Raw genomic sequence first — 25,478 nt, 5'->3', positions numbered from 1 at the left:
CTATTGATCGATTGAAAAAAATTCAACAATCCATTATGGCCTCTGGCATAACAAAATTAATCTGACTATATTGCAGGTGTCTATTGATAGGTGTTCCCCTTCTATAACAGATAAATGCATTGATTATAAAAGCCTATGAAAGAATTGCAGAAACTTACTAAAGATCAATTATATAATAGAATTAAAGCAAACTCAGAAAAATTATACAATATCACCCATGAAGCTCTTGAAAACAACTTTTTCAATGAAAGCCCCTTAGATGAAGAAAGTCTTGCTGAATTTCTTGAAATGCTGGATGATGAAATTGCAGAGAAAATAAGAGAAGCCTCTCTGGAAACCAATCATGAAAATGATGCCCCTGAAATTGTCCTCACAGAAAGTGAAAACAATACTTCTCTCGAACTGATTACCAAAGAAGGCGAAGGATATAAAATTGTTCTTATAGAGGGTGATCTTCATTTATCCGGAAAACTATATGTGGAAGACTATATTGTTCTTATTGTAACCGGTAATATACAGGCAGAAAATATAATCATCAACGGTTCTTTATACTGTTCAGGAACCATTACTGCCAGAGTATTGTTCGGGGCATCGGGGAATGATAATGAAACCTATACCGGAGGCAGTATTATGACCGCGCTTATTGCAGAAAACGGGCATTACACCGTAGCTGAAGGAAATATTTACTCCAGATATTTAATCAGTTTTCATAATGAAATAACCGGGAAAACCGGAAAATTCATTGAGAATATCAGTCTCGAAAAATCCAGTGAAATGGCATTGTTGAATCCTGCAATTCTTGATCAGGACGGATATTTCGATGAAGATGCTTTTTAAGCTTTATTGAAAATAATCCTCCGGATAATTTATTTATTAAGCCTGCTGATTTGTTTTGAGACAGAAATTGCAATAAGCCGGAGCTCTAAAGTCTTTTCCTCATTGTTTATAATCAGGGGAAAAATTTTTTCTAAAAAACTTTGGAATAACTTTGCAAAAATTTCTGTTGAAAGACCTGCTTCTTATTACTCCGCCTTTTACCCAACTTAATACTCCTTATCCTGCAACGGCTTATATTAAAGGGTTTTTAAATACCAAAAATATTTCCAGTTATCAGGTAGATCTGGGGATCGATGTTATTTTGGATTTATTTTCAAAAGACGGAATTCAGAAGGTTTTCAATAAAAAAATTGATCTTCAGAATACCTCTGAAAACTCTCAGAGAATTTATGCTTTAAGAGAAGAATATTTAAAAACGATAGACCAGGTTATTCCTTTTTTACAGGGCAAAACACCAACATTGGCAAGACAGATCTGCAGCATGAATTTTCTTCCCGAAGCGTCCCGCTTCAACCAGCTGGATGATATGGAATTTGCTTTTGGAAATATGGGACTTCAGGATAAAGCCAAACATTTGGCAACGCTCTATTTAGAAGATATTTCCGATTATATTGTAGAAAATATCGATGCTGATTTCGGTTTCAGCAGATATGCCGAACGTCTTGGAAAAAGTGCCAACTCATTTGATGAATTACATTCTAAGTTATCAGGTGAACCCACCTTTATTGATGAGTTTACTTTAAAAATTCTTCAGGAAAAAATCGAAACCATACAGCCGAAGCTGGTTTGTTTTTCAATACCGTTTCCGGGTAATCTGTATTCAGGTTTCAAATGTGCACAATGGATCAAAAGCATTATCCTCATATTAAAATTGCAATGGGAGGAGGCTTTCCCAATACAGAATTAAGAGAAGTTAAAGACCAGAGAGTCTTCGAGTTTTTTGATTTTATTACATTAGATGACGGGGAACTTCCCTTGGAATTACTTCATCAGAATTTAGAAGCCACTACGGAAGAAGGTGAATTTAAAAGAACTTTTCTACTCGAAAATAATGTAGTTGTCTATAAGAACAATTCTAAAAGACATGATTTTAAACAGTCCGAAATAGGAACTCCCGACTATACAGATCTAAAACTGGATCAGTATATTTCCGTTATCGAAATCGCCAACCCCATGCACAGTTTATGGAGCGATGGAAGGTGGAATAAACTGACGATGGCACATGGATGTTACTGGGGAAAATGTACCTTCTGCGATATTTCTTTAGACTATATCAAGATCTATGAGCCCATCTCTGCTAAAATTCTGGTAGACCGGATTGAAGAACTGATCAGGACAACCGGCGAAACAGGATTCCATTTTGTGGATGAAGCGGCCCCACCTGCCTTAATGAGAGAAGTGGCCCTGGAAATCCTCCGAAGAAACCTGGTGGTTACCTGGTGGACGAATATCCGTTTTGAAAAAAGCTTTACCCGCGATTTATGCTATCTTCTGAAACTTTCAGGATGTGTTGCTGTTTCCGGTGGGCTTGAAGTGGCCAGTGACCGGCTGCTGAAATTAATTGATAAAGGAGTTTCTGTGGAACAGGTTGCCAAAGTAACCAGAAATTTTACGGAGGCCGGAATTATGGTTCATGCTTATCTGATGTATGGCTATCCTACCCAAACCGTTCAGGAAACTGTTGATTCATTAGAAATGGTTCGACAGATGTTTGAGATGGGTATTCTACAAAGTGGTTTCTGGCATCAGTTTGCTATGACGGCACATTCGCCTGTTGGAATGAGCCCGGAAGATTTTGGAGTGGTTCCCGTAAAGCAGGAAATTTGTTTGCCAATAATGATGTGGATTTTAAAGATAAAACAGGAATCGATCATAACAAGTTTAGCTTCGGATTAAAAAAATCTCTGTTCAATTATATGCATGGAGTCAATTTTGAACTGCCGCTTCAGGAATGGTTTGATTTTAAAATTCCAAGAACAACCATTCATCCGGATTATATTCACGACTGTCTTTTGGAAGATGGACAGTTTCAATTGAAGGCCAATTCCAAAGTTGTCTTTCTTACGAAAAATGTAATCGCTGAGAATCGCATAAAAAATAAAAAGAAATATTCTGGTACGTATACGCTGCTTACATTCCATTTAAAAACCAATATTGTAAAGATTGAGCTGGAACAGGAAAAAGCTGAATGGCTGATGAATGTATTGGAAGAAAATGCTATTGAAAATTCTAAAAAACCTACAGTTCAACAACTTAAGAATCAGTTTGAAGAAAATTTTGATGATTTTGAACTGTTTTGGTTCTCAAAACCGATACAGCAATTGAAGGAAAACGGAGTGATTTTGAGTTTATAAAAATTTACCGCTTTTTCTCAGGGATTTTTGAGATTGCAGAATTTTGTGAATTTTTTCTGAACGAATAACATCTGCTTCTATTGAATTATGATCTCCTACAGATTTCATGGATTTACACAGATCTTGATTTTGATTTGAGAGAATAAAATCTTCTACTTTTTCAAACCTAAACAATCAAATCCAACTTCTAAATATCATAAATAAAACGGCAAAATATTCCCCTCCTCCAGAGGGGTGTCGAAATTCAAAGAATTTTTGACGGGGTGGTTATTCAGCAAATGATCAATAAGATTTCTATACTATAGGTTTTGGCTGAAGCCGGATGAATTTAATCCATAATAAAAAAACGGGCTAAAGCCCGTTCCTATTGATATTAATATTTTTATTTTAATGCTTAATTAATTGGGAGTTTCTTTTGATACGGTACCCACAGATACTTTCTCCTGAACTTTAATAAAATTAGGATCCATAATAGCCATGCGCTCTGCCAATGCTTTATAGGTTGGGAATTTCAGGATTGAAGCTCTGCCGGACATTTCTCTATAGATTGTAAAAGACTTCCCTCCAGCTGTTTTCAGCTGTTTTGTAGTGGTGATATATCTTCCGATAAGCTTGCTTTTGGCATCATAGATCTCAATATCTATAGGGGTTTTATCCATGATTGTATCTTCTGAACCGAAGCTAACAGGTAAATTGGTAAAATAGCCTACAGGAACACCATTGCTGAGAATCTCCCCACTTTATTGACCTCAATATTCATCTTGTCTATTTTCTTTCTGATCGCATAAGCGTCTTTTGTTTTAGCGTCCAGTTTCCTTTTCGGAACATTGGAAAAAAGCTCATCAAGATTTTTGACATTAATGCCTTTGTTATCAATGATTTTAAGATCTTTAACTGAAGTAAAAACTGCAGATTTTTCTTCTCCGGAAAATGCAGAAGGGGATGAATAGTCTACTTCAATAGTTTTATCCCTGTTGTATACCCTGTTGATACTGATATAACTGTCACGTACAGAGTCAACAATACTTTTATCAATAAACTTTATCGTGTATATCGGGGTCTCCTTCAGATCCATAAAAGTATATTCGCTGGATTTGTTGGATAGCTTAGCCACCGGAATGCCGTCTATATTAATAATCCCCTCTTGGTTTTGATATTCTGAGCATGAAGGAAAACACTCAGAACTGTAAAGAATATGATTATACTTTTCTTCATAGAATCAGACTTTTACATCAATAAAAAAGTGTAACACAAAGTTACACTTTCTTGAAAATATATTTAGCTTTTCATTTAATTATTCACAAAGGATAATGCCTTTATTATGATTAAATTCTACAACACCGCTTTTGATAGCATAAGCAAAAACAGAGTCTTTTCCAGATTCTTTAGTGAAGTTTTTAGCAAAAGCCTCATCAATAGAATTAGCAAAAAGCTTTACATCACCTCCTACCAAAGAAGAAACAATTCCTGCGTGGTTTTTCATGATGTGGAATTCACCATTTTTTCCAGGCAATAACACTGAGTCTACTTCACCTTCAAAAACTACGTATTCTGGTGTTAAAATTTTTATATTCATTTTAATTTAGATTGGAAGATTTCAGATTTCAGATTTCAGACAACCTTAAAGTCTCATGTCTTGTATCTGTTATCTTTATGTCTAATTATTAAGCGTTTTCAGCCAACATTTTTTGTCCTGCTTCGATAGCTTCTTCGATAGTTCCTTTCAGGTTGAAAGCTGCTTCTGGTAAGTGATCTAATTCACCATCCATAATCATGTTAAATCCTTTGATGGTATCTTTGATGTCTACCAATGATCCCGGGATACCTGTAAACTGCTCTGCTACGTGGAAAGGCTGAGATAAGAATCTCTGAACTTTTCTTGCACGGTATACAACCGCTTTATCTTCTTCAGAAAGTTCTTCCATACCAAGGATCGCGATGATATCCTGAAGTGCTTTATATCTTTGAAGGATTTCTTTTACTCTTTGAGCACAGTTATAGTGATCGTGACCAATAACTTCCGGAGCAAGGATTCTTGAAGTAGAAGCCAGTGGATCTACCGCTGGATAGATACCTAATGAAGCAATCTTTCTGTCAAGTACCGTAGTTGCATCAAGGTGAGCAAACGTAGTTGCAGGAGCCGGGTCAGTTAAGTCATCCGCAGGTACGTATACCGCCTGTACTGAAGTAATTGAACCGTTTTTAGTTGAAGTAATTCTTTCCTGCATCGCACCCATCTCAGAAGCAAGTGTCGGTTGGTAACCTACCGCTGATGGCATACGACCAAGAAGTGCAGATACCTCAGAACCAGCCTGTGTAAAACGGAAGATGTTGTCTACGAAGAAAAGTACGTCTCTACCTTGTCCGCTTTCTCCACCGTCTCTGTAGTACTCAGCTAATGTAAGACCGGAAAGGGCTACTCTAGCTCTTGCACCTGGCGGCTCGTTCATCTGTCCGAAAACGAATGCAGCTTTTGAATCTTTCATCGCTTCTAAATCTACTTTAGAAAGATCCCAACCTCCGTTTTCCATAGAGTGCATGAAATCATCACCATACTTGATGATACCTGATTCCAACATCTCTCTCAAAAGGTCATTTCCTTCTCTCGTTCTTTCACCTACTCCGGCGAAAACAGAAAGACCTCCGTGTCCTTTTGCAATATTGTTAATCAACTCCTGGATCAATACTGTTTTACCTACACCGGCACCACCGAACAATCCAATTTTACCTCCTTTTGCATAAGGCTCAACTAAGTCGATTACTTTAATACCTGTAAATAAAACTTCTGCTGAAGTTGATAATTGATCAAATTTTGGAGCTGGTCTGTGAATTGGAAGACCACCATCCTTAGAAATATCTTGAAGTCCGTCGATAGCATCACCAACAACGTTGAATAGTCTTCCGTTTACAGCCTCTCCGATTGGCATCATAATAGGATTTCCGAATCCGATTACATCTTGTCCTCTCTTAAGACCGTCAGTAGCGTCCATTGCAATACATCTTACTGTATCTTCGCCAATATGTTGTTCTACCTCTAAAACTACTTTTTCACCGTTTTCTTTTGTAATTTCTAACGCGTCATAGATTGCTGGAACAGCTTCCACATCTGTGAAGACAACGTCGATTACCGGACCAATAATTTGAGAAATTTTACCTTTAATTTGGTTTGCCATTGCTAAATTTTTTCTTGGTGCAAATATAGTGATTCTTCATAAACCCGCAATTGGTAAAAAAAGATTTTTATCATGCTTTTGCAAATTTACCAATACAGCAATTTACCTCTCCCACACTCATATTTTGCCTTCCGAAATATTGATACATCGTTATATTGATAGATTGTTACATTATATCTATATTTGCAATCAAAATTTTTCCGTTTTGAAAGTTTTCAAGAATTTTACAGATTATTCCTCACAAAAGCCTTTAGCATTATCTTTAGGAATGTTTGACGGGGTACATCTCGGACACAAAAGTATTATCGATGAGCTGGCTAAAATAGGTACAGAAAACAATCTGGAAACTGCTATCCTTACTTTCTGGCCGCACCCAAGGTTTGTTTTTAATCCTAACGAAGATTTAAAGCTTCTGAATACCCTGGAAGAAAAGAAACAGCTGGTTGAAAAATATGGCATTGATAATCTGTTCCTGAAAGAATTTGATGAAGAATTCAGAAACCTGACCGGAGAAGAGTTTGTACGTCAGATTTTAATTGATAAGCTCAATGTAAAATACCTTATTATAGGATATGACCATTCTTTCGGAAAAAACAAAAGCGGAAATTTTGAGCTTCTTCAAAAATTGTCAAAAGAACTTGATTTTGAGGTTGAACAAATGGAGGCTATCAATATCCATGAAAACAACATCAGTTCCACAAAAGTGCGTAATGCGCTTTTAGCAGGCAATATTAAAGAAGCCAACGAAATGCTGGGCTATTTTTATTCTGTTTCCGGAACTGTAGTGCATGGCAAGAAAATCGGAAGGACTATAGGATATCCAACAGCCAATATTGATACGGAATCTATCAAGCTTTTACCTAAAAAAGGAGCTTATATTGTAGAGGTGTTTGTAAAAGGCAACCAATACAAAGGAATGCTGAGCATTGGAACCAATCCGACGGTAAACGGAGAAAAACTAACTGTGGAGGTTTATATCCTTGATTTTGATGATGATATTTATGACGAAAAGATTACGGTAAGTTTCAGGGATTTTCTTCATGATGAAATCAAATTTGAAGGTCTTGACAAATTGATTGAAAGACTGGATGAGGATAAAAGATTAACACAGGAATATGATTTCAAGGAGTAATAATTTTGACTTTTTAAGGCTGGTTTTTGCAAGTCTTGTTGTCATTACCCATTCCTATGCTCTTTCAGGAGCTGCCCAAGGCGATCCTCTGTCACAACTCACCCACGGACAAATGGAATTTTCTTATCTGGGGGTTCATGGTTTTTTCATTATTTCCGGATATTTGATTTTTAAAAGTCTGCTTCGCTGCAAAGGTCTTCCGGATTTTTACTGGAAAAGACTGTTAAGACTTTTCCCGCACTCCTGGTAGTACTTTTCCTTACCGTATTACTGGCCCCGGCTGTGTATGAAAGTACGGTTCCGTATTTAAAGAATACTTCCGTATATACTTATATTCCTCAGAATCTTACTTTATTCTTCCGTCAGAAAGGCATTGATGGCGTTTTTGAAACCAACCCCTATAAGCATAGTATCAACGGGAGCTTATGGACGATCTGCTATGAATTCAGTATGTATGTTATGGTATCGTTCCTTTTCTTTATCCGGGAAAAGACTTTTGTGAAAATTGTTGTCATTCTGCTATTTATATCAAGCTATATTTTAAGCATCTTCCATCCTTATTTTCTTTACGGATTGTTTCACAAGTTGGCATTGGGAAGCAATCATTTTTACAATCTGATGTGCTTTTTCGCCGGAGGAATGGTACTGACTTATCTGAACACCAATAAAAGAACAGAAAACATTCTCATTATACTTTCCTTTATCGTTCTTGTAGGGAGTCTATACTTAAACATCTTCAGATATACCTGTTATATTACCCTGCCTCTGCTTGTCATACTTATTGGTAAGAGTTCTACCCGGTATCTCAATAAGGTAGGAGAAGTGATTGGTGATACATCTTACGGGATTTATATTTATTCCTTCCCGATCCAGCAGGCCCTGATGTACTTTTTAAACTGGATACAGCTATGCTGTTTATATTTTCATTACCGCTTTCAATTCTCCTGGGGTATATTTCCTGGCATCTGATCGAAAAGAAAGCATTAGGATATAAAGATTTATTTACAGAAAAGGCTATTCTCACGGAATAGCCTTTTGATTTATTTCAATACTTTTAAGTAGATTTTCTGAGTTTCATTATTCAGTTTCACATTCGGAAACTGCTTGTCATAGTCTATAACAATATCGCCTTTTTCGCCGGCTTTCCCGTTGCCGTCAGAATCCCAGCTTATCGCCACATAATATTTGGCAGGACCTGTTGGCTTTGGATTAATCTTGCTTTCTGCATCTTCAGGTATAGGCAGATTGATGGTAAAAGGTACCGACTTCTGTTCATATTCCTGTTCTGTAATTAATGTGGCAGGGGCATCAGCCAGCTTTTCATCTATCCCATATAAGCTTACTTTGAGCAGGGCACTTTTTATGGTGAATTGATCTGTCCCTGAAAATTCTATTTTAAGAGTTCCGGGAGTTTTTTCAGAAGCTGGTACAGCAGATTTGTTTTTGTGTCAGTGTTTTTATTTACCGGCTTGGTACAGCTTGCCAGCATCAATGTTCCGGCCGTTACGAATAATAAAAGGTGATTTCTCATTTGTTATTTATTTATTATTAAATACATATTTCACTGCTGAAAGATAACAAATACCATACCCTGTGTTATTTCTTATTCTTTATAAAGAATTGACTTCATTCTGAGCTTTTTTAGTCAGGGATTTAAAAACCAGATCATAGGATTGGTCAATAAGTTTAAAGATCAGCTCTCTTTTCAATCCATCTACTGTTACAGAATTCCAGTGAGTTTTGTTCATATGGTATGCACCTGTAATCTGTGGATACTGCTCACGAAGCTCTGCACTCCATTCGGGATCTGTTTTTACATTGATCGCCAGCGGCTGCCTTTCAAGCCCCATCAATAAAAACATTTTGGTGTCTACCTTCATTACAAGTGTTTCGTTATCAAACGGAAAACTTTCCGTAACTCCTTTTTAGCAAGGCAGTAATCTAAAATTTCGTTGGCATCCATATTCAATATGAGTAATGAGTGATCAATAATGAGTAATGATTAAATTAGTTCTTTACTCTTTAATTCAAATTTAGTAAATTTAAGAAAGAATAATCTCACAAAATCACAATTATTATGAAAGCTCTGGTAATAGGTGCTACAGGTGCCACAGGAAAAGATCTGGTGAATCAGTTACTCAATGATAAAGAATTTGATGAAGTGGATATTTTCGTCAGAAAGCCTGTTGATATTCAAAATGATAAGCTTAAGGTTCATGTTGTGAATTTTGAAAAACCTGAAGAATGGAAAGATATGGTAAAAGGGGATGTTGCTTTTTCGTGTCTGGGAACTACTTTAAAGGATGCCGGAAGCAAGGAAGCCCAAAAGAAAGTAGACTTTGATTATCAATATGAGTTTGCAAAAGCAGCGAAAGAGAACAATGTGGAAGATTATATTCTGGTATCAGCTTACGGAGCTAACCCACAGTCTAAAATTTTCTATTCCAAAATGAAAGGTGAACTTGAAGAAGCTGTAAAACAGTTACATTTTAATAAGATCACTATTTTCAAACCGGGAATGCTTGAGCGAAAAAATTCTGAGAGAACGGGAGAGGTGTTAGGCAGCCGCATTATAAAATTTGCCAATAAACTTGGACTGCTGGAAAGTCAAAAACCTCTGCCGACTGATATCCTGGCAAAGGCTATGATTAATTCTTCGAAAATAAAAAGCAACGGCTATTCCAGTATAAAACTGGGGAATATTTTCTGTTTTGCGGAAAAAAGCAACCAATAATATTTTACCTTATCTTGTGTTTTGTTGTATCAATAACCTGCTTGATCCATTTGTAATCGGGTAATTTCCTAAGTTTTAAAATTAATTCATAAGGAATATTTTCAGTTCCGATCAATGTTCCGGCAATTTGTCCGGCAATTGAAGCGTTGGTATCTGTATCTCCTCCCGAAAAGATAATTTGTTTCAACATTTCTTCCAGACCTAAATCAATAATTTTGGTTGAGCAATAAATTGCAAAAGGAACTGAATTAACAACATAGCCATTATTGCCCAATTTTGATATTTCTGAAATTGAAGCGTTATTTCCAATTGAATTGATTTCGATTAACCTGTCTCTTACATTTGTATCAGGAATTTCTGGAATAATAATATCAAAAAGATTATTTTTTCCATTCCAGTCAGAATTGAGGATAGCTTTTATAGAAAGAAAAACAGCCAAAGCTCCAGCAAAGGCTTCATCATTTCTATGTGTTAATTTACATGCTTCGTAAACATTCTGTCTTGTAATATCTGAGAAAAAGCAAAAGGAGCAATTCTCATCGCTCCTCCGTTTCCTGCAGCAAACTCTCCGATTCGTCCAGCCTGACTCCAATGAAGACCTGCTTCAGTATCTAAAATTGCCTTAAGTGTAGAAGCGCCAATACCTGTTAATTTGCGACTTCTGTAATATTCTATAAATCTATTGATAAGATTTTCAGGAGTAAAGCTATCAGACAGAACCTCACAGGTTGCCAGTGTCATTTGTGTATCATCTGTAATACTCCAGACTCTTCGCTTTATGCTCTTTTTTCCTAAATAATAAATATGTGAATCATCGGTTTCTATTTCATTTTCATAGCTGCTTCCCCACGCATCTCCAATTGCTCCTCTAATAATACAGGCTTCAAACCGATCCAAAAAATCCATATATATTTCTTATTTCAGATACTTTGTAATTGCCTCATCTGTTGGCTTTGTAGTGCTTACAAAAGAATCGATCAGTTTTCCGTTTTCATCAACCAGGAATTTGGTAAAGTTCCAAAGGATGCTTGTATTTTTTACTCCGTTTAGCTCTTTCTCTGTTAAATACTTAAAGATAGGAGCTGTATCATCACCTTTTACAGATACTTTTGCAGCCATAGGAAATGTTACACCATAGTTTTTCTGGCAGAAAGCCCCGATTTCAGTGTTCGTTCCAGGCTCCTGGCCTCCGAAATTATTGGCAGGGAAACCTACCACTACCAGCTTATCTTTATACTGTTCGTATACTTTTTCAAGATCTGCATACTGCGGGGTAAATCCACATTCTGAAGCGGTATTGACAATCAGGATTTTCTTTCCTTTGAAATCAGCAAAATTGATTTCTTTACCATCAAGACTTTCTACTTTGAAGTCGTATATTGTTTTTCCCATAAGTTCATTGGTTTTAGCTTTAGAAACTTCACTTTTTTGGTTGGTGCAGCTTTGCAGAAATGCGATGAATGAAAACAGCAGTAAAAAATTTTTTTCATTTTTTATAATTTTTTGCAGCGAACCGCAGTTGATTAAAACTTGAAAATATTTGCAGGAAACACTTTGTTGATATCAATTCTGTTGAGCAGCATCACATAATCTCCGTCTTTCTTAGCACTTGATGATTCTATTCTGAAAGGCATGATAAGGTTTCCAACTTTTTTAAAATCAGAATATACAAGTGTTTCATCTTTTTTCACTTCTTTGATCAGCATATATGTCTTTGCATCAAAATAATACATGTTCTTATTGACATTCTTGGTCAGTTCAACCTTATGGCAGTAGATCTCTCCTACTTTTTCTTTTCCAAGATATCTGGCCTCAAAACCTTTGTTTTCCCAATCAATGAAGTCATTGTCAAAACTTTCCGGAACATATTCTGGATATTCCTGAAGCTTATTGGCTGCATAATTCATGGCATAGCCTTTAGTTCCGTCATAGCCTTCAATTGCGGTTTCTTTTCCACCGGTAGTAATCAATGTTTTAGTAAGATTCGGACGTTGCTGATAGATTTTTATCGGATATTCATCTTTGATTCCTAAAATTACTTTTCCCTGAAGCAATACCGAATTCAATAATTTCCAATTGGTTAATCCTCCGGAGAATTCAATGTTTTTGTCAATAATTTCCTTTGCGGTCTGTGCAAATGCGACATGCGAAAATATCAGTCCGAATACTAATAATAACTTCTTCATTAATTTTATTTATAAATTCAAATATAGGGGGATTTCTGTAAAATTACAAAAGGCAAAAGAGCGTTTGATCATTTGCTTTTTTTGCCTTCAATATTTTTAAATCAGTTTTCTGGCTTTTTCCAGATCTTCCGGGGTATCTATGCCCACTCCTATGAAATTGGTTTCAATCATTTTGATTTTCATTCCGTATTCAAGATAGCGGATGCATTCTATTTTTTCGGATATTTCCAAAGGTTTCATAGCCAGTTTTGAAAACTGAAGCAAGGCTTCTTTTCTGAAAGCGTAAACTCCAATATGCTTAAAATAGCTTACATCATAAGAAACTTCCCTGTGAAAAGGAATTACGGAACGGCTGAAATACAAAGCAAAACCATTGTTATCCGTAATCACTTTTACGTTATTCGGGTTTTCTATTTCTTCTTTTTCATGCAGCTGTATTTTTAAAGAAGCTAAAGAGATTTCCTGTTGATCATCATGTCTGAAAACTTCTATCAGCTGCTGTAAAGGTTCTAATTTTAGGAAAGGCTCGTCTCCCTGAACATTGATCACGATATCACAATCTATATGCTGTACTGCTTCGGCAATACGGTCGCTTCCGGTCTCATGCCGGCCTGTCATTACGGCTTTTCCTCCATTTTTTTGAATTTCGTCAAAAATAATTTCAGAGTCTGTAGCGACAAATACTTCATCAAACAGCCCGGTTTCCACTACATTCTGATACGTTGTGGTAATAACGGTTTTTTCTCCTAAAATCTGCATCAGTTTTCCTGGAAAACGGCTGGCTTCGTAGCGGGCAGGAATAACAGCGATTATTTTCATTCAGTAAAAATATTAAGTAATTCTCTTTAATTCAACAGGTTTCCATTTCAGCATATACCAAGCTGTAATGTTTCCTTTTTATTGAGATCAAATGTAGTGAAAAGTATCTTATTTACTATACAAAACAGAGATTTCAGCAGCCTAAAAAGAGAGTTTTACCCCTATCATATTGTATTCCCATTGGCGGGATGCCACAAAGTTGAGATTATATTTTGTTTTTCCTATAGAAATCTCAGTTTTCTTATCGTTGTAATTTTCAACTTTTTATATTTAGGTGTGTAATCCCAAAGATAGCTCCTGGCTGAGTGTCTTACAAAGCTGTTATTTAACTTTTAATATTTATTTAATTTTTATGTTATCAGTTTAAATATTCAATCAGAAAAATAATTCCATACATCCAGGCAATATAGAGAAAAGAATAGAACAGCCCGAATCCCAGGCTTTTTAATAAATTTCCTTTGCATTTCCCTGAATTTCTGAAAACTAACCGCAGTGCTCTGAAAAATACCCAATACAAAATAGCAATTAACAATAATACGGCTGACCAAAAGAAAAGGCCCAGGAAATAGGAAAGGAAGATGAGTAGAATAGAAAATATAATCCACAAAAGAATGGCAAGAATAGCTCCTCCTATCCCATCACCTGCATCTGGAAGATCAATATCAAAACCTTCAAATTTAGGTGTTTTATCAGCATATCGTTGTAATCTTTCTTTATTTAAAATATTTCCGACGTTATCTTTTAATTTCAAGCCAGAATATAATCCCAGGGTGATGAACAGAAAGAATCCTCCAGCCAAAATGGAGGTTGATAAAATAGAATTTTGAAATAATGAACGATGGTCTGCTTTTCCTGCAAGCCATACGCTTACTATAACTATTGCTATAATTGCCAGTGTTGAAAAAAACAAATATTTTGTCTCAATAAAAGATTTTCGTGGAAGTTTCATGGTTTTCTATATAAAAATGCTCCGACTCTGTTCAACGTGACAATGCTAATACTGATTCATGTTTTAACGATGTCATGCCGGACAGAGTCGAAGCATTTATTTATCTGAAGGTTACTTTAAATTGTTCAAAGCATTTTCCAGTTTCGGAAGCATTACTTTGATCTCATCCACTGCCAATCCTCCTACAGAAGCACGGAACCAAGGTTCTGATTTTTCTTCCCCAAAGGCTGAGAATGGTACTAAAGCAACACCTGCTTCATTAATCAGGTAGAATACCAGATCTGAAGAGTTTCCGATAACAGCTCCATCAGGTTTTGTTTTTCCGATATAATCAAGCTTAATGGTAAGATAAAGTGCTCCCATCGGCTCGATACTGTCCACAGAAAGACCTTTTGCTTTCAAATCCTGAACTCCGTTATGAAGAACTTTTAAACTTTCTTCAAGCTTAGCTTTAAAATCGTTAACAAAAGTATTCACGTTCTCCGGATTTTCATAGAATTTAGCGGTTGCTTCCTGTTCAGGTTTTGGCGCCCATGCTCCAACGTGCGTCAGAAGCGCCTTCATTTTATCAAGAATATGAGAAGGGCCAAATCCCCATCCTACACGGACTCCGGTTGCTGCAAGGCATTTTGAAATACCGTCTATGTAGATGGTGTAGTCTTTCATTTCAGGGAAAAGAGAAACAGGATCTACATGCTCTGCTCCAAAAGTAAGGCAAGAATAGATCTGGTCATACATTAGGTACAACGGTTTTTCATCAGCTCCTCTTTTGTTGTTTTCAGCGATTACCAGTTCACAGATTTCTGAAAGCTGTTCTTTTGTAAACATTGTTCCGGTAGGGTTCAATGGTGAACAAAGTGCTAATAAAACAGCTCCGTCCAGGTGAGGTCTCAGGTCATCAGCAGTCGGAAGGAAATTGGTTTCAGGTTTTGTTTTTACTTCTACAGCATTGGCTGAAGTAAGGTAAGCATAGTGATTGTTGTTCCATGATGGTGTAGGATATACTACTTTATCTCCTTCATCTACGATGGTTTTGTATACAGCATAGATCAAAGGTCTTGATCCTGCAGTAATTAAAATATCCTCAGGAGAATAATCCAGGTTCCATCTTTTTTTAAGGTCTTTGGAAACTTCTTTTCTTAAAGATAAAAGTCCGTTTGCAGGAGGATAGTTCGTCAGATTATTCTGATAAGCTTTCTGAATCTCTTCCTTCAGCAATGCCGGAATAGGATAGATATTAGAATTCAGATCACCAATAGTAAGATTGGCAATTTCCGCTCCCTTTGCTTTTAAGTCATTTACTTCGTTACCAATTTTTACAATTTCAGAACCGATCAGGTTCGCTGCTAATTTTGAAACTTTCACTTTTTTTATTTAAAATTTATATTATCGTTCGCTGTTGATCTTCTCATATATTTGATCTACCGGTGTTTGTGCATCAAAAAGGGCTATTGCTTCTTTTGCTCTTTTTGCCGTATTGGAATTCGGATATTTTGTGATAATCCTGTTAAATTCCGCTCTGTTTTCATCGTACAGTTTTCCGGTTCCTTTATCCAAATCTCTTTCGAAGGCAGGTGTATTATCCATTCCTAAAAGATAATCAGACAAATACATTTTATACCCCTGTTTTACATCCTTTACAAGCTTACTTCCAGGGTATTTATTCATAAAATTCTCCCAGAATATCAATCTGTCTCCCAGCTGTTCCCAGGAAATCATCAGTCCTGCGTCCGCGGCATAATTGGATTCACTTTCTTTGTCATTCTGTAAAATATAGGCTTCATAATCCGGAGTTACCTTATTCTTAAACAAAGAAGAATAATATCCCGGAACAGTCCATATTTCAGTCATTCCTTCTCCTACTTCCCTGAATTCAAGACCTGCTTTTTTCAGTTCTGAAGCTATATTTTTAATATTGTCCGGAAAGTTGTACCGATCCTTATCAGGATCATAATAATTTACATATTTATCCAAAATATCAGCATGCAAGTTCATCAGACATTCTGTATACTTATCTCTTATTTTTAAATAATCTTCATATACTCTGTCATTCTGTTCCGGATTATTTCCGGCCATTTCTTTTTCGATTTTTGTCCGGTACCATTGAAGTGAGGTGATATAATCCTCCGTTTTGCTGGCAGGTGAACAGGCTGTATCTATCGGTTTGTACTGATCTTCTTGGGGTTCAGCTCGGGCAATTGAATCGTTATTCTGCTTTATTCCTGCAGCTGCAGTTTCCTTTTTACAGGAAACTACGGCTGCAGAGAGTAAGCAAACTGCTATTATTTTTTTGACCATCTGCTGCTTCGGGAAATTAATCCAGTTTCAAATCTGTTTTAACGGCTCCGATTTTAGCTTCCAATGATTTTAATTTATCTCTGAAATCTGCTTCTGAAGTGATAGAATCTTTTACAGAAACATAAAACTTGATTTTGGGTTCTGTTCCTGATGGTCTCACGCATACTTTTGTTCCATCCTGTGTGTAATAGATCAATACATTGGATGCAGGAATATCATTCATTATTTTTTTCTCGTTTGTAGAAACGGTAAGGCTTGTCTGCTCCTTGAAATCCTTAACTTCCTCTACCGGTGATCCTGCTAACTCTTTAGGAGGATTTTCACGGAAGTTTTTCATCATATTCTGAATTTCTTCGGCACCTTCTTTTCCTTTTCTAACAATATTGATCAATCCTTCGTAATACATACCAAGATCTTCATAAATCTCGATCATGTACTGGTACATAGTTCTTCCATTGGCTTTACACCAGGCTGCAATTTCACATGCTAAAAGAATACTACCGCAGGAATCTTTGTCACGAACGAAATCTCCGGTCATAAATCCGAAACTTTCTTCACCGCCACACACAAATTTCTGTTTTCCTTCTGCTTCACGGATCATTTTTCCGATCCATTTGAATCCGGTAAGGCCTACTTTACATTCAACTCCGAATTTTTGTGCTATGTCAAAGAAAATATCCGAGGTTACAATCGTAGAACCTATAAATTCTTTTCCTGTAATTCTTTCCTGCTTTCTCCATTCATTCAGGATATAGTAAGTAAGGATGGTATTGGTTTGATTACCGTTCAAAAGCTGCATTTCGCCATCAAGGTTTCTTACTGCAATCCCTAATCGGTCTCCGTCCGGGTCTGTTCCGATCACAATGTCTGCATTGGTGATTCTTGCCAGATCCATTGCCATTTCAAGCGCTGCAGGTTCTTCCGGATTTGGAGAATCTACTGTCGGGAAATTTCCGCTTGGGATCATCTGCTCTTTAACAAGATCTACTTTTTTAAATCCTGCTTTTGCAAGGGCTTTAGGAACGGTTGTATAGGTTGTTCCGTGGATAGATGTGAAAACAATATTTAAATTTTCTTTTCCAACATCCTGATAAGTAGAGTTTTCAATACAAGCATCGATATATACATCATCCTGCTCTTCTCCGATCCACTCAATCAGATCATCATTTCCGTTGAATTTAATTTCTTCAAATTTTACAGAATATACTTCCTTGATAATCGCTTCATCATTAGGTGGAACAATCTGTGCTCCGTCATTCCAGTATACTTTGTAGCCATTGTATTCCGGCGGATTATGAGAGGCTGTCAGTACAATTCCTCCGTTACATTTTTTATCACGAACAGTGAAAGATAATTCAGGTGTCGGTCTGTGGTCTTTGAAAAGCAATACTTTAATTCCGTTTGCTGTCAAAACATCTGCCACCAGCTTCCCGAATTCTTTTGAGTTATTACGAACATCATAAGCGATGGCCACTTTAATTTCCTCTCCCTTGAACTGCTGCAGCATATAGTTCGCCAATCCTTGTGTAGCCTGGCCTAACGTATATTTATTCAAGCGGTTGGTCCCTACTCCCATTATCCCGCGCATTCCTCCTGTCCCGAATTCCAGTTCTCTGTAGAAAGAATCTTCCAGATCAGGGAATTGCTGTCAATCAGTAATTGTACAGCATCTCTCGTTTCTTTATCGAAGGTATCACTTAACCAAAGTTTCGCTTTTTCTAGTGTATTCATATTTAATTTAGTTTGGAAGCTGGAGGCAGGAAGATGGAAGTTGTTTTTATCCAAGCTCAGCCATCAGCTTTTGATTTATTATTTTGTTTATGAAGCTGGAAGTGGGAAGCTGGAGGCAGGAAGTTACATGGTGCCTGGCTTCAAAATTCCGGCTTTGTTTTATTTTTTCTATTTTTTATTTTTCAAACTTGGAAGAAGAGGTTTAATCTGGAATACAAGAGGTATGATAAACTACATTCCTACCAGCTTCCAGCTCTCTTCCCGCCTAATCACTCTAATTTCTTATTCTCGACTTTCGTCGTCTTATCAATCTTAAAAGCCCTGATCGGATCGTTATAATAGACAAATTTTGCAGTGTTCTGAATGTGTCCTTTTAAAGAATCTTTTACATTTACTTCTGCATAATTCCCGTTTTTAGAATCGATATTCAGATTGGTGATCTTCCAGTAAGGAGCAATTAAACTCGCTGTATCTGAGATTTTTATAACCGCTTCTTTTGTTAATCCTAAAAATTAGCACGGCTTCTGTTCTGCATTTCCACTTCTGCCCTTCTGGTGTTTACAGATCCCATGAAGCTGGCATTGTTCTTCATAGCAAGCCTGAAATTATCGGTTTTAATCTCGCTTGAAATATTCATTTCCACAGAGTCTGAAACCGCTACTTTTTCAAGGTTATATTTTGAATAGATCGTTACATTATAAAAATCTACTCCCTTTGTCCCTCTTTTTTCTTTAATGAAAAGTGTTTTGTCTTTCACGTCCACATCCAGATTGCCGGCCACATTCGGGTAGGTTTCTATTTCTACAAAATTTTTAGGCCCTCTGGCATAAAATACACGGAATTTGCCTTCCAGATCAAGGTTTACGAATTCCGGTACATCCACATCTTTCTTTTCAATATTTCCTTTTGGAGAAACTTTTCCGCAGGAAACCAGTGCCGCCAGCATTAATGTGTATACAACTTTTTTCATATTTAATTTTAAATATTCTACATTACAATCGCAACGATTTTTACTGAAAATCTCAGAAAGGCTTTTCCTGTCTCTCACCGGACCTTCAATAATTACTCCGAACAAAAATAGGATTAAAATTTCTAAAAATCTTTGTCTTTTGACAATAAAATACCTGATAATTTTCAATTTTCTGCTTCTCAGGAAGAGACTTATCTGCTATTCTTCTTTACTTTTTTATAAAACCATGTTTTGGGACTTCCAGCCATTGAAAATAAAAGCAGATGATCTTTGTTTATGCAGGAAATTTTCATTGGAGTTACCTTTTCATCATCATCATACTTCATTTCCAAAAGATTCTTTTCTACACGATAAGTTCCACTGTCACCCATAGAACTGAAGGTATGATCTCGATAAAAAGAGAGAACTCCTGTTCCGTACCTGGAATTGTTTGTCTGGGATTTCAATGTATCTGTCTGGTTGATCTCACCATCATAAATATCAATAAACTCCCAGGAACCGGAAAGTTTGCTGGATGAACATGAAGCCATTAATAATAAAAGAAAATGAAAAAGAATGGATTTGGTTTTAAACATTAAGGTAAAAGTTTTTATAAAAATACAAAAAGCACTCTGCTGACAGAGTGCTTTTTCGTTATATTCTATTCCTAAATCTGTAAGAATTGATGATCTATTAAAGCTTTTCTATGGTTAACCATTTTCAACAGAAGCACCATAAATGATTAAAGTCAAAAGGATGGCAACAATCGCGACCCCAATAATTAAGGGTTTCCATATCGCTTTTTGAGGGTATTTTTCTTCGTCCGGAAAATACTTTGGCATAAAATAATAGGAGAGCAAACTTCCCCCTCCAAGGCCGCAAATATAAGCAAGTGAACTTTTAGGTTCTTCCGGAATATTGACAATAACTCCTGTGATAATCGTTAAGAGAACAGAAATTGCCAGTACGGTGTATGCTTCTTTCTTTTTGTTAACCTCTATTAAATTCTGGTATAACAAAACTCCCCCGAAAAGTGCGGAAAGAAAAATAGAAAATCCTAAAATGGCTTTCTTAGAATAAATTTTCGGCAGCTTTTCTTCCATTATATCACTTCATCAATATTATAATTCTTGTGCTCACGGTTGGTTCGGATAATCATTTCTCCTAAGAATCCTGCGATAAAAAGCAGCGTTCCCATAATCATCATTGTTAGGGCAATATAGAACCATGGATTATTGGTGATTAAATGTCCGTAAATTCCTCTGGCGACATCAATCAGTTTAGAAATTCCCAGCCAAAGTGCAGAAAGAAAACCGACAATAAACATTAAAGTTCCTACTGCTCCGAAGAAATGCATTGGCCTTCCCCCGAAACGGCTTACAAACCAAAGGGTTATCAAATCCAGAAATCCTCTGATAAATCTTTCCGTTCCGAATTTCGAAGTTCCGTAAGGTCTTGCCTGATGCTGTACTTCTTTTTCCGTAATTCTTCTGAATCCTGCATTGGCAGCCAATACCGGAATATAGCGGTGCATATCTCCATATACATCAACCGATTTTACCACCTGTCTTTTATAGGCCTTCAGACCGCAATTGAAATCGTGAAGATAAACTCCTGATACTTTTCTTGCTGCAGCGTTGAATAGTTTTGACGGAATATTTTTCGTCATCACATTATCAAAACGCTTCTTTTTCCAACCGGAAACGATATCATAATTATCATGGATCACCATATTATACAGCTCCGGAATTTCTTCAGGGAAATCCTGTAAATCGGCATCCATGGTAATCACCACATCTCCGTTTGTTCTTTCAAAGGCAGCGTGAAGCGCCTGGGATTTTCCATAATTTCTGGAAAATTTAATAGCGTGGATCTGAGGATGCTGTACTTTCATATTCTCAATAATGCTCCACGACAAATCCGTACTTCCATCGTCTACAAACCAGATTTCATAAGATAAATTACTGGTTGTGCATACTTTATCGATTCTTGAAAAAGCTCTTCCAGAGAGTCTTCTTCGTTCAGTAACGGAATAACTATAGATAAATTCATTTAATTTTAATAAAAATTAGGCTTGATTTGTTTCTTCAGGCTGATGTATTGTTCTTGTTCTGAAAAACGCTCCGAAAAACACTGACAAAACTACGTAAAATATAAGAATTGCTGCAAAATATCCTGAAAAATGACTCGCTGTCAGCATATCTTTTCCTTTAACTGCTTCAGGAGTGAAGCTTTGTAGTCTTTCTTTGTATTTCTGATCCAGCTCATCAATATCTTTCTGATGCTTCAGAATTTTTCTTGCAGAGGTATATTCTGTATCCAGTTCTGATTTTTGTCTTTGAACATATTGATAGTTCAGCAGGCTTTTGGCAGCAGGATCTACAAAGTTTAAGAAAGCATAAATGCTGAAGATGGAAAGAATTCCTCCGATGAACATCGGTACGAATGCTCTTTTGAAAGCTTCTTTGAATTTTACCACACGATGCTTGTTCCAGTAAGATTTTACAGACCAGAAAGCAGCTCCGGCATACAAAACAGGCAAAATAAAAGCATTGGCTTTCAGTGAGATATCAAAATAATTGATTCCTGAGAAAAAAGCATATACTACAAAGAAAACGATCATTGTAGCGATAAAAAGTATAATTCCTAGTGTTGATGGACTTTTCGTCATATTTAAATTTTTAGAAAAAAGTTGAAAAATTTTCCCTCTAAATGTCAGGCAATTAGCTTTACCACTGCATTTTTTCAACTAATTTTCTCTAATAAAGTTTTGAAGTTTATAAAATATTCCTACCTTTGCAACGGCAAGTCCTAAACAACCAGCTCCTGAGAATCCTCCAGGGTGGGAACGCAGCAAAGGTAATCGGTCGTAGCGGTGTGATTTAGGTAGCTTGCCATTTTTTTGATTTAAAGTAAGAAGAGAGGTAATTTGATAATTATCTTTTTTGTTTTTAATACCTTACGCATCATTTTCATTTTTCTAATTTTCAGATTACCTCCGGTTCCGTTATTGATTAAAATTCGAACGTCTCTCCTAATTTTGGTAAAACCAGTTCTACATTTTTATCAGCAAAATGCTTTAATGCACTTTCATGATTGATTTCAATAGCAGGAAAAGTATCAAAATGGCATCCGATTACTTTCGGTGTTTTTAAAAGCTCTGCTGCTGCAAAAGAAGCTTTTCTCGGGCACATGGTGTAGTGGCTTCCGATGGGAAGGATAGAAAGATCGATGTTTCCGTATAATCTCGGGAACAGCTCCATATCCGCCATTACTCCTGTATCACCAGCCAAATAGATGTTCTTACCTTCAGGAAGTCTGAAGATATACCCTACAGGAACGCCTCCGTAGCTTCCGTCCGGGAAAGAGCTTGTATGGTGGGCCGGAACCATGGAAATTTTAAGATCGTCGATTTTTGCTGATCCTCCAAGGTTCACATCATCTGTATTTTTAGCCTGCTTGAAATATCCGCATACTTCCGGAACTCCGATAATCGTAGCTTCAGGATAGTACTGCAATACTTCTGCTACATCAGCAATGTGGTCACCGTGTGCATGAGTCAACAGGATGTAGTCGATTTTTGCGCAGAAATATCAAAGCCTGATTCTGCTTTTTTGTAGTTGTAAAAAGGGTCACTCAGAATTGTTTTGTCGTTGTATGTGAACAGGAAACAATTTTGCCCTAAGAATTGTATTTTCATTTTAAATTTAGTTTCAATTATTATTAAATATTATTAAACACAAATGACTCAAATAATTTCACAAACAGCACAATAGATCGGTGACGTTCGTGAAAGCATTCGTGCCATCCGTATTTTCTTTAATCTCATTATTTCGATGGGAACTTATCCTCAATCAGATTGAGTTTTATTCTATGCTCCAGATAGGCTTTACAACCGTCTAATACCGTTGTAAAACCTCCTGTATTGTCATTAATCACTTTCAGCAGCTCTTCACCTGTCTGGCTGAATCCATAGCTTTTAATGATAACAAGAGTTCCTTTTTCCATGGTTTTGAATTCATAGTCTACATTTACTGAAGGCTCTCCCATTCTGTTCTGATCAGTTGGTTCGGAATAATCTGGTGAACCTTCACTACATTTTTTACTCCATACATTTCCCATTCCCAGGTAACGGTCTTACCTTCTTCCAGTCTTCCGGTAGATTTGGTAAACCAGAAATTAGTGGTCACTTCCGGATTGATGAATGCTTCAAAAACATCTTCAACCGATTTTCGGATAAGCATTTGAGCGTCAACATATGCATTAGAATTCATGATATAATATTTTGGATTTTTAGTGAAATAAATTAAGTCCGGCTGCTGTAAGGACTGCCATTACAAAAGTCATGATCCCTACCTGCTTTAAATATTGATCTAATTCTTTCGGCTCTTTTACAGATAAAATCTTTCTTCTCAGTTTTGATAACGGGAATAACAGGATCATTACAATGAAAACATAATAGTTCTGCTCCTGCATGAATCCGTTTATTCCTAAAAACGTAAGAATAAGCAATAATGGAAGCTGTAACAGCACCATTTCATAGATCATGGCATTTTTGAATCCTATTTTCAAAGCAAAGCTGTTTTTTCCTGATAATCTGTCGCTTTCAATATCTCTCATATTGTTCAGGTTAAGAACCGCCATACTCATCATTCCAACGGCTGTTCCCGGTAATAACATATCCCAGCTGAAAGTTTTTGTAAACAGGAAATAGCTTCCACACACAGAAACCAATCCAAAGAAGACAAACACAAAGATATCTCCCAACCCCATGTATCCGTAAGGCTTTTTACCTACTGTATAGCCGATGGCTGCCAGAATACTTGCCACTCCCAATCCTATGAAGATATAGAATTCATTCATATAGTTTGGAATGAAAGCTACGTACAGTAAAGCAATGGTTGCAATGAATGATAATGCTGCGAAAAGAATCACTGCATTTTTCATTTGTTTTGCCGTAATTTTTCCTGAGGCTACCGCTCTTGCTTCTGCTTCATTGATTCTTTTGGCATCGGTTCCTTTTACCCCGTCACCATAATCATTGGCATAGTTTGATAAAATCTGGTATAAAAGCGTTACCAAAAGGGCAAGGGCAAAAATCTTCCAGTCCCAGGTTCCTCCTTCTCCGTAAAGTCTCCATTTTGCAATGAAAGCTCCCATAATAATCCCGCTTAAAGAAAGCGGTAAAGTTCTTAGCCTTGCGGCTTTTATCCAATCCTTCATAATTTGTATAGTGTACAATGCATGATGTACAATGTAAATACATTAATGAATGTCATTAATACATTTTACATTGTACTTTTTACAATTTTAAGATATCCATTGATCTTCTCCGAAATTAGGCTTTCTCTTTTCAAGGAATGCATTTCTTCCTTCTTTAGCCTCTTCTGTCATATAAGCCAGACGGGTAGCTTCTCCGGCGAACACCTGCTGCCCTACCATACCGTCGTCTGTAAGATTCATCGCAAATTTCAGCATTCTGATAGAAGTCGGAGATTTTGCCAATATTTCCTGCGCCCACTCGTAAGCTGTATCTTCTAATTCTGCATGAGGAACTACCTTATTTACCATTCCCATTTCGAAAGCTTCCTGAGCGGAATAATTTCTTCCTAAAAAGAAAATTTCACGGGCTTTTTCTGTCCTACCATTTTAGCAAGATAAGCAGAGCCGTAACCACCATCGAAACTTGTAACATCAGCATCTGTTTGTTTGAAAATAGCATGTTCTTCACTTGCCAACGTAAGATCACATACTACATGAAGTGAGTGTCCTCCACCAACTGCCCATCCCGGAACCACTGCAATAACTACTTTTGGCATAAAACGGATCAGACGCTGAACTTCAAGGATATTCAAACGGTGTCTTCCATCTTCTCCTACATATCCCTGGTGTCCTCTGGCTTTCTGATCTCCTCCGCTGCAAAATGCCCATCCTCCGTCTTTAGGACTTGGCCCTTCTCCTGAAAGCAATACAACCCCTATTGAAGGATCTTCATAGGCATCATAAAAAGCATCGTATAATTCCGAAGTTGTTTTAGGTCTGAAAGCATTACGTACCTCAGGTCTGTTGAAAGCAATTCTTGCTACCCCGTTACATTTTTTATAGGTAATATCTTCGTATTCCTTGGCGGTTTTCCACTCGATCATCTTATAAAAATTTTTCTCAAAGATACGGAATTACAGAGAATTTCTGAAGGTGAAATTTAAGGTTCATCTCTAAAAACAGAAATTTTGAATGCATAAATTGGGCATGGAGAATTTTAAACAGAAACCCTATAGCCGGGTGGTAACAAATTAAACCTAACAGGTTTTTGAAA

The 25,478-nt window shown here is 36.7% G+C and carries 25 protein-coding genes, 1 other RNA gene and 7 pseudogenes; 7 read left to right on the top strand and 26 right to left on the bottom strand.

What is annotated here, in order from left to right:
* Positions 1-144: 144 nt before the first annotated feature.
* Both OWR28_RS11160 and OWR28_RS11155 read left to right on the top strand, forming a co-directional pair.
* Entirely contained in the window at positions 145-837 is a 693-nt protein-coding gene (locus OWR28_RS11160; protein ID WP_332386662.1) for a hypothetical protein, read from the top strand.
* A 166-nt stretch (positions 838-1,003) separates the two neighbouring features.
* A pseudogene (locus OWR28_RS11155) lies at positions 1,004-3,191 on the top strand (B12-binding domain-containing radical SAM protein).
* Positions 3,192-3,589: 398 nt separating this feature from the next.
* On the opposite strand, the gene OWR28_RS11150 reads toward OWR28_RS11155, so the two are convergent.
* The 4 genes from OWR28_RS11150 to atpD form a co-directional block, all read right to left on the bottom strand.
* A complete protein-coding gene (locus OWR28_RS11150) occupies positions 3,590-3,850 on the bottom strand; it encodes a hypothetical protein (RefSeq protein WP_332386661.1) in 261 nt (86 codons plus the stop codon).
* Positions 3,851-3,897: 47 nt separating this feature from the next.
* Positions 3,898-4,305, bottom strand: a complete 408-nt coding sequence (locus OWR28_RS11145) for a hypothetical protein (RefSeq protein WP_332386660.1) — start codon at positions 4,303-4,305, stop codon at positions 3,898-3,900.
* A gap of 180 nt (positions 4,306-4,485) precedes the next feature.
* Positions 4,486-4,767 carry a FoF1 ATP synthase subunit delta/epsilon gene (locus OWR28_RS11140; RefSeq protein ID WP_041461756.1) on the bottom strand — a complete coding sequence of 94 codons (282 nt, stop codon included), beginning with the start codon at positions 4,765-4,767 and terminating at the stop codon, positions 4,486-4,488.
* An 88-nt stretch (positions 4,768-4,855) separates the two neighbouring features.
* Positions 4,856-6,364: a F0F1 ATP synthase subunit beta gene (atpD, locus tag OWR28_RS11135; RefSeq protein WP_002979246.1), complete on the bottom strand. Its 1,509-nt coding sequence runs from the start codon at positions 6,362-6,364 to the stop codon at positions 4,856-4,858.
* A 205-nt stretch (positions 6,365-6,569) separates the two neighbouring features.
* On the opposite strand from atpD, the gene OWR28_RS11130 reads away from it, so the two are divergent.
* Genes OWR28_RS11130 through OWR28_RS11120 form a run of 3 tightly spaced genes read left to right on the top strand, consistent with a single transcriptional unit; the run spans position 6,570 to position 8,465 of the window.
* The gene (locus OWR28_RS11130; protein WP_332386659.1) at positions 6,570-7,496 is read left to right on the top strand and encodes a bifunctional riboflavin kinase/FAD synthetase; all 927 of its coding nucleotides are present in this window, start codon (positions 6,570-6,572) and stop codon (positions 7,494-7,496) included.
* Positions 7,480-7,746: an acyltransferase family protein gene (locus OWR28_RS11125; RefSeq protein WP_332386658.1), complete on the top strand. Its 267-nt coding sequence runs from the start codon at positions 7,480-7,482 to the stop codon at positions 7,744-7,746. Before OWR28_RS11130 ends, OWR28_RS11125 begins: the two co-directional genes overlap by 17 nt.
* Positions 7,747-7,778: 32 nt before the next feature.
* Positions 7,779-8,465, top strand: coding sequence for a hypothetical protein (locus OWR28_RS11120; RefSeq protein ID WP_332386657.1), 687 nt, complete (start codon positions 7,779-7,781; stop codon positions 8,463-8,465).
* 71 nt (positions 8,466-8,536) lie between these two features.
* On the opposite strand, the gene OWR28_RS11115 is transcribed toward OWR28_RS11120, so the two are convergent.
* From OWR28_RS11115 to OWR28_RS11105, 3 genes and pseudogenes are all read right to left on the bottom strand, one after another.
* Positions 8,537-8,674, bottom strand: a complete 138-nt coding sequence (locus OWR28_RS11115) for a hypothetical protein (RefSeq protein WP_332386656.1) — start codon at positions 8,672-8,674, stop codon at positions 8,537-8,539.
* Positions 8,675-8,886: 212 nt separating this feature from the next.
* Positions 8,887-9,027, bottom strand: a complete 141-nt coding sequence (locus tag OWR28_RS11110; protein ID WP_332386655.1) for a hypothetical protein — start codon at positions 9,025-9,027, stop codon at positions 8,887-8,889.
* A gap of 79 nt (positions 9,028-9,106) precedes the next feature.
* Positions 9,107-9,459 (bottom strand): annotated as a pseudogene (locus OWR28_RS11105) (MmcQ/YjbR family DNA-binding protein).
* A gap of 114 nt (positions 9,460-9,573) precedes the next feature.
* Here OWR28_RS11105 and OWR28_RS11100 point away from each other — a divergent pair.
* On the top strand, positions 9,574-10,230 hold the full coding sequence (locus tag OWR28_RS11100; RefSeq protein WP_332386654.1) for an NAD(P)H-binding protein: 657 nt from the start codon (positions 9,574-9,576) through the stop codon (positions 10,228-10,230).
* Positions 10,231-10,234: 4 nt separating this feature from the next.
* On the opposite strand, the gene OWR28_RS11095 is transcribed toward OWR28_RS11100, so the two are convergent.
* The 14 genes and pseudogenes from OWR28_RS11095 to OWR28_RS11030 form a co-directional block, all read right to left on the bottom strand.
* Positions 10,235-10,738, bottom strand: a complete 504-nt coding sequence (locus OWR28_RS11095) for an ADP-ribosylglycohydrolase family protein (RefSeq protein WP_332387445.1) — start codon at positions 10,736-10,738, stop codon at positions 10,235-10,237.
* The gene (locus tag OWR28_RS11090; RefSeq protein ID WP_332386653.1) at positions 10,702-11,136 is read right to left on the bottom strand and encodes an ADP-ribosylglycohydrolase family protein; all 435 of its coding nucleotides are present in this window, start codon (positions 11,134-11,136) and stop codon (positions 10,702-10,704) included. Before OWR28_RS11090 ends, OWR28_RS11095 begins: the two co-directional genes overlap by 37 nt.
* A 9-nt stretch (positions 11,137-11,145) precedes the next feature.
* On the bottom strand, positions 11,146-11,622 hold the full coding sequence (locus tag OWR28_RS11085; RefSeq protein ID WP_332386652.1) for a glutathione peroxidase: 477 nt from the start codon (positions 11,620-11,622) through the stop codon (positions 11,146-11,148).
* A 131-nt stretch (positions 11,623-11,753) separates the two neighbouring features.
* Positions 11,754-12,416 (bottom strand): histidine kinase, encoded by a 663-nt coding sequence (locus tag OWR28_RS11080; protein ID WP_332386651.1) that lies wholly within the window; start codon positions 12,414-12,416, stop codon positions 11,754-11,756.
* A 96-nt stretch (positions 12,417-12,512) separates the two neighbouring features.
* Positions 12,513-13,235, bottom strand: a complete 723-nt coding sequence (kdsB, locus tag OWR28_RS11075; protein WP_332386650.1) for a 3-deoxy-manno-octulosonate cytidylyltransferase — start codon at positions 13,233-13,235, stop codon at positions 12,513-12,515.
* A gap of 358 nt (positions 13,236-13,593) precedes the next feature.
* Entirely contained in the window at positions 13,594-14,184 is a 591-nt protein-coding gene (locus OWR28_RS11070) for a hypothetical protein (protein WP_332386649.1), read from the bottom strand.
* Positions 14,185-14,295: 111 nt separating this feature from the next.
* On the bottom strand, positions 14,296-15,549 hold the full coding sequence (locus OWR28_RS11065) for a pyridoxal phosphate-dependent aminotransferase (RefSeq protein WP_332386648.1): 1,254 nt from the start codon (positions 15,547-15,549) through the stop codon (positions 14,296-14,298).
* A gap of 21 nt (positions 15,550-15,570) precedes the next feature.
* Complete coding sequence (locus tag OWR28_RS11060) at positions 15,571-16,482, bottom strand: hypothetical protein (RefSeq protein ID WP_332386647.1); 912 nt, start codon at positions 16,480-16,482, stop codon at positions 15,571-15,573.
* A 16-nt stretch (positions 16,483-16,498) separates the two neighbouring features.
* Positions 16,499-18,213, bottom strand: a pseudogene (locus OWR28_RS11055) (phospho-sugar mutase).
* A 269-nt stretch (positions 18,214-18,482) separates the two neighbouring features.
* Positions 18,483-19,183, bottom strand: a pseudogene (locus tag OWR28_RS11050) (GIN domain-containing protein).
* 191 nt (positions 19,184-19,374) lie between these two features.
* Positions 19,375-19,758, bottom strand: coding sequence for a hypothetical protein (locus OWR28_RS11045; RefSeq protein WP_332386646.1), 384 nt, complete (start codon positions 19,756-19,758; stop codon positions 19,375-19,377).
* Between the two features lie 114 nt (positions 19,759-19,872).
* The gene (locus tag OWR28_RS11040) at positions 19,873-20,265 is read right to left on the bottom strand and encodes a hypothetical protein (protein ID WP_332386645.1); all 393 of its coding nucleotides are present in this window, start codon (positions 20,263-20,265) and stop codon (positions 19,873-19,875) included.
* Positions 20,265-21,214, bottom strand: a pseudogene (locus tag OWR28_RS11035) (glycosyltransferase family 2 protein). Before OWR28_RS11035 ends, OWR28_RS11040 begins: the two are co-directional and overlap by 1 nt.
* Before the next feature lie 16 nt (positions 21,215-21,230).
* A complete protein-coding gene (locus OWR28_RS11030; RefSeq protein ID WP_332386644.1) occupies positions 21,231-21,833 on the bottom strand; it encodes a DUF4199 domain-containing protein in 603 nt (200 codons plus the stop codon).
* 131 nt (positions 21,834-21,964) lie between these two features.
* Between OWR28_RS11030 and ffs the strand changes: the two genes are divergently transcribed.
* Positions 21,965-22,062: signal recognition particle sRNA small type (gene ffs / locus OWR28_RS11025), an RNA gene on the top strand.
* A 114-nt stretch (positions 22,063-22,176) separates the two neighbouring features.
* On the opposite strand, the pseudogene OWR28_RS11020 reads toward ffs, so the two are convergent.
* From OWR28_RS11020 to OWR28_RS11000, 5 genes and pseudogenes are all read right to left on the bottom strand, one after another.
* Positions 22,177-22,862 (bottom strand): annotated as a pseudogene (locus tag OWR28_RS11020) (metal-dependent hydrolase).
* A gap of 128 nt (positions 22,863-22,990) precedes the next feature.
* A complete protein-coding gene (locus tag OWR28_RS11015; RefSeq protein ID WP_332386643.1) occupies positions 22,991-23,212 on the bottom strand; it encodes a hypothetical protein in 222 nt (73 codons plus the stop codon).
* Entirely contained in the window at positions 23,194-23,436 is a 243-nt protein-coding gene (locus tag OWR28_RS11010) for an SRPBCC domain-containing protein (RefSeq protein ID WP_332386641.1), read from the bottom strand. Before OWR28_RS11010 ends, OWR28_RS11015 begins: the two co-directional genes overlap by 19 nt.
* Before the next feature lie 19 nt (positions 23,437-23,455).
* Positions 23,456-24,385 (bottom strand): 1,4-dihydroxy-2-naphthoate octaprenyltransferase, encoded by a 930-nt coding sequence (gene menA, locus OWR28_RS11005; protein ID WP_332386640.1) that lies wholly within the window; start codon positions 24,383-24,385, stop codon positions 23,456-23,458.
* Positions 24,386-24,472: 87 nt separating this feature from the next.
* Positions 24,473-25,308 (bottom strand): annotated as a pseudogene (locus tag OWR28_RS11000) (1,4-dihydroxy-2-naphthoyl-CoA synthase).
* Positions 25,309-25,478 lie beyond the last annotated feature (170 nt).

The organism is Chryseobacterium sp. 1B4 (assembly GCF_036631475.1).
Classification (GTDB): Bacteria; Bacteroidota; Bacteroidia; order Flavobacteriales; family Weeksellaceae; genus Chryseobacterium.
The sequence above is the reverse complement of the archived record's forward strand: the minus strand, read 5'-3'. Positions and strand labels throughout refer to the sequence as shown.

Coding starts and splice junctions, on each gene's coding strand:
- OWR28_RS11085 (WP_332386652.1), bottom strand. CDS start 11,622: ATGGGAAAAACAATATACGACTTCAAAGTAGAAAGTCTTGATGGTAAA.
- OWR28_RS11060 (WP_332386647.1), bottom strand. CDS start 16,482: ATGGTCAAAAAAATAATAGCAGTTTGCTTACTCTCTGCAGCCGTAGTT.
- OWR28_RS11110 (WP_332386655.1), bottom strand. CDS start 9,027: ATGAGAAATCACCTTTTATTATTCGTAACGGCCGGAACATTGATGCTG.
- kdsB (WP_332386650.1), bottom strand. CDS start 13,235: ATGAAAATAATCGCTGTTATTCCTGCCCGCTACGAAGCCAGCCGTTTT.
- OWR28_RS11070 (WP_332386649.1), bottom strand. CDS start 14,184: ATGAAACTTCCACGAAAATCTTTTATTGAGACAAAATATTTGTTTTTT.
- OWR28_RS11100 (WP_332386654.1), top strand. CDS start 9,574: ATGAAAGCTCTGGTAATAGGTGCTACAGGTGCCACAGGAAAAGATCTG.
- OWR28_RS11030 (WP_332386644.1), bottom strand. CDS start 21,833: ATGACGAAAAGTCCATCAACACTAGGAATTATACTTTTTATCGCTACA.
- OWR28_RS11125 (WP_332386658.1), top strand. CDS start 7,480: ATGATTTCAAGGAGTAATAATTTTGACTTTTTAAGGCTGGTTTTTGCA.
- OWR28_RS11045 (WP_332386646.1), bottom strand. CDS start 19,758: ATGTTTAAAACCAAATCCATTCTTTTTCATTTTCTTTTATTATTAATG.
- atpD (WP_002979246.1), bottom strand. CDS start 6,364: ATGGCAAACCAAATTAAAGGTAAAATTTCTCAAATTATTGGTCCGGTA.
- OWR28_RS11150 (WP_332386661.1), bottom strand. CDS start 3,850: ATGGATAAAACCCCTATAGATATTGAGATCTATGATGCCAAAAGCAAG.
- OWR28_RS11010 (WP_332386641.1), bottom strand. CDS start 23,436: ATGAATTCTAATGCATATGTTGACGCTCAAATGCTTATCCGAAAATCG.
- OWR28_RS11090 (WP_332386653.1), bottom strand. CDS start 11,136: ATGGATTTTTTGGATCGGTTTGAAGCCTGTATTATTAGAGGAGCAATT.
- OWR28_RS11080 (WP_332386651.1), bottom strand. CDS start 12,416: ATGAAGAAGTTATTATTAGTATTCGGACTGATATTTTCGCATGTCGCA.
- menA (WP_332386640.1), bottom strand. CDS start 24,385: ATGAAGGATTGGATAAAAGCCGCAAGGCTAAGAACTTTACCGCTTTCT.
- OWR28_RS11015 (WP_332386643.1), bottom strand. CDS start 23,212: ATGGGAGAGCCTTCAGTAAATGTAGACTATGAATTCAAAACCATGGAA.
- OWR28_RS11040 (WP_332386645.1), bottom strand. CDS start 20,265: ATGGAAGAAAAGCTGCCGAAAATTTATTCTAAGAAAGCCATTTTAGGA.
- OWR28_RS11140 (WP_041461756.1), bottom strand. CDS start 4,767: ATGAATATAAAAATTTTAACACCAGAATACGTAGTTTTTGAAGGTGAA.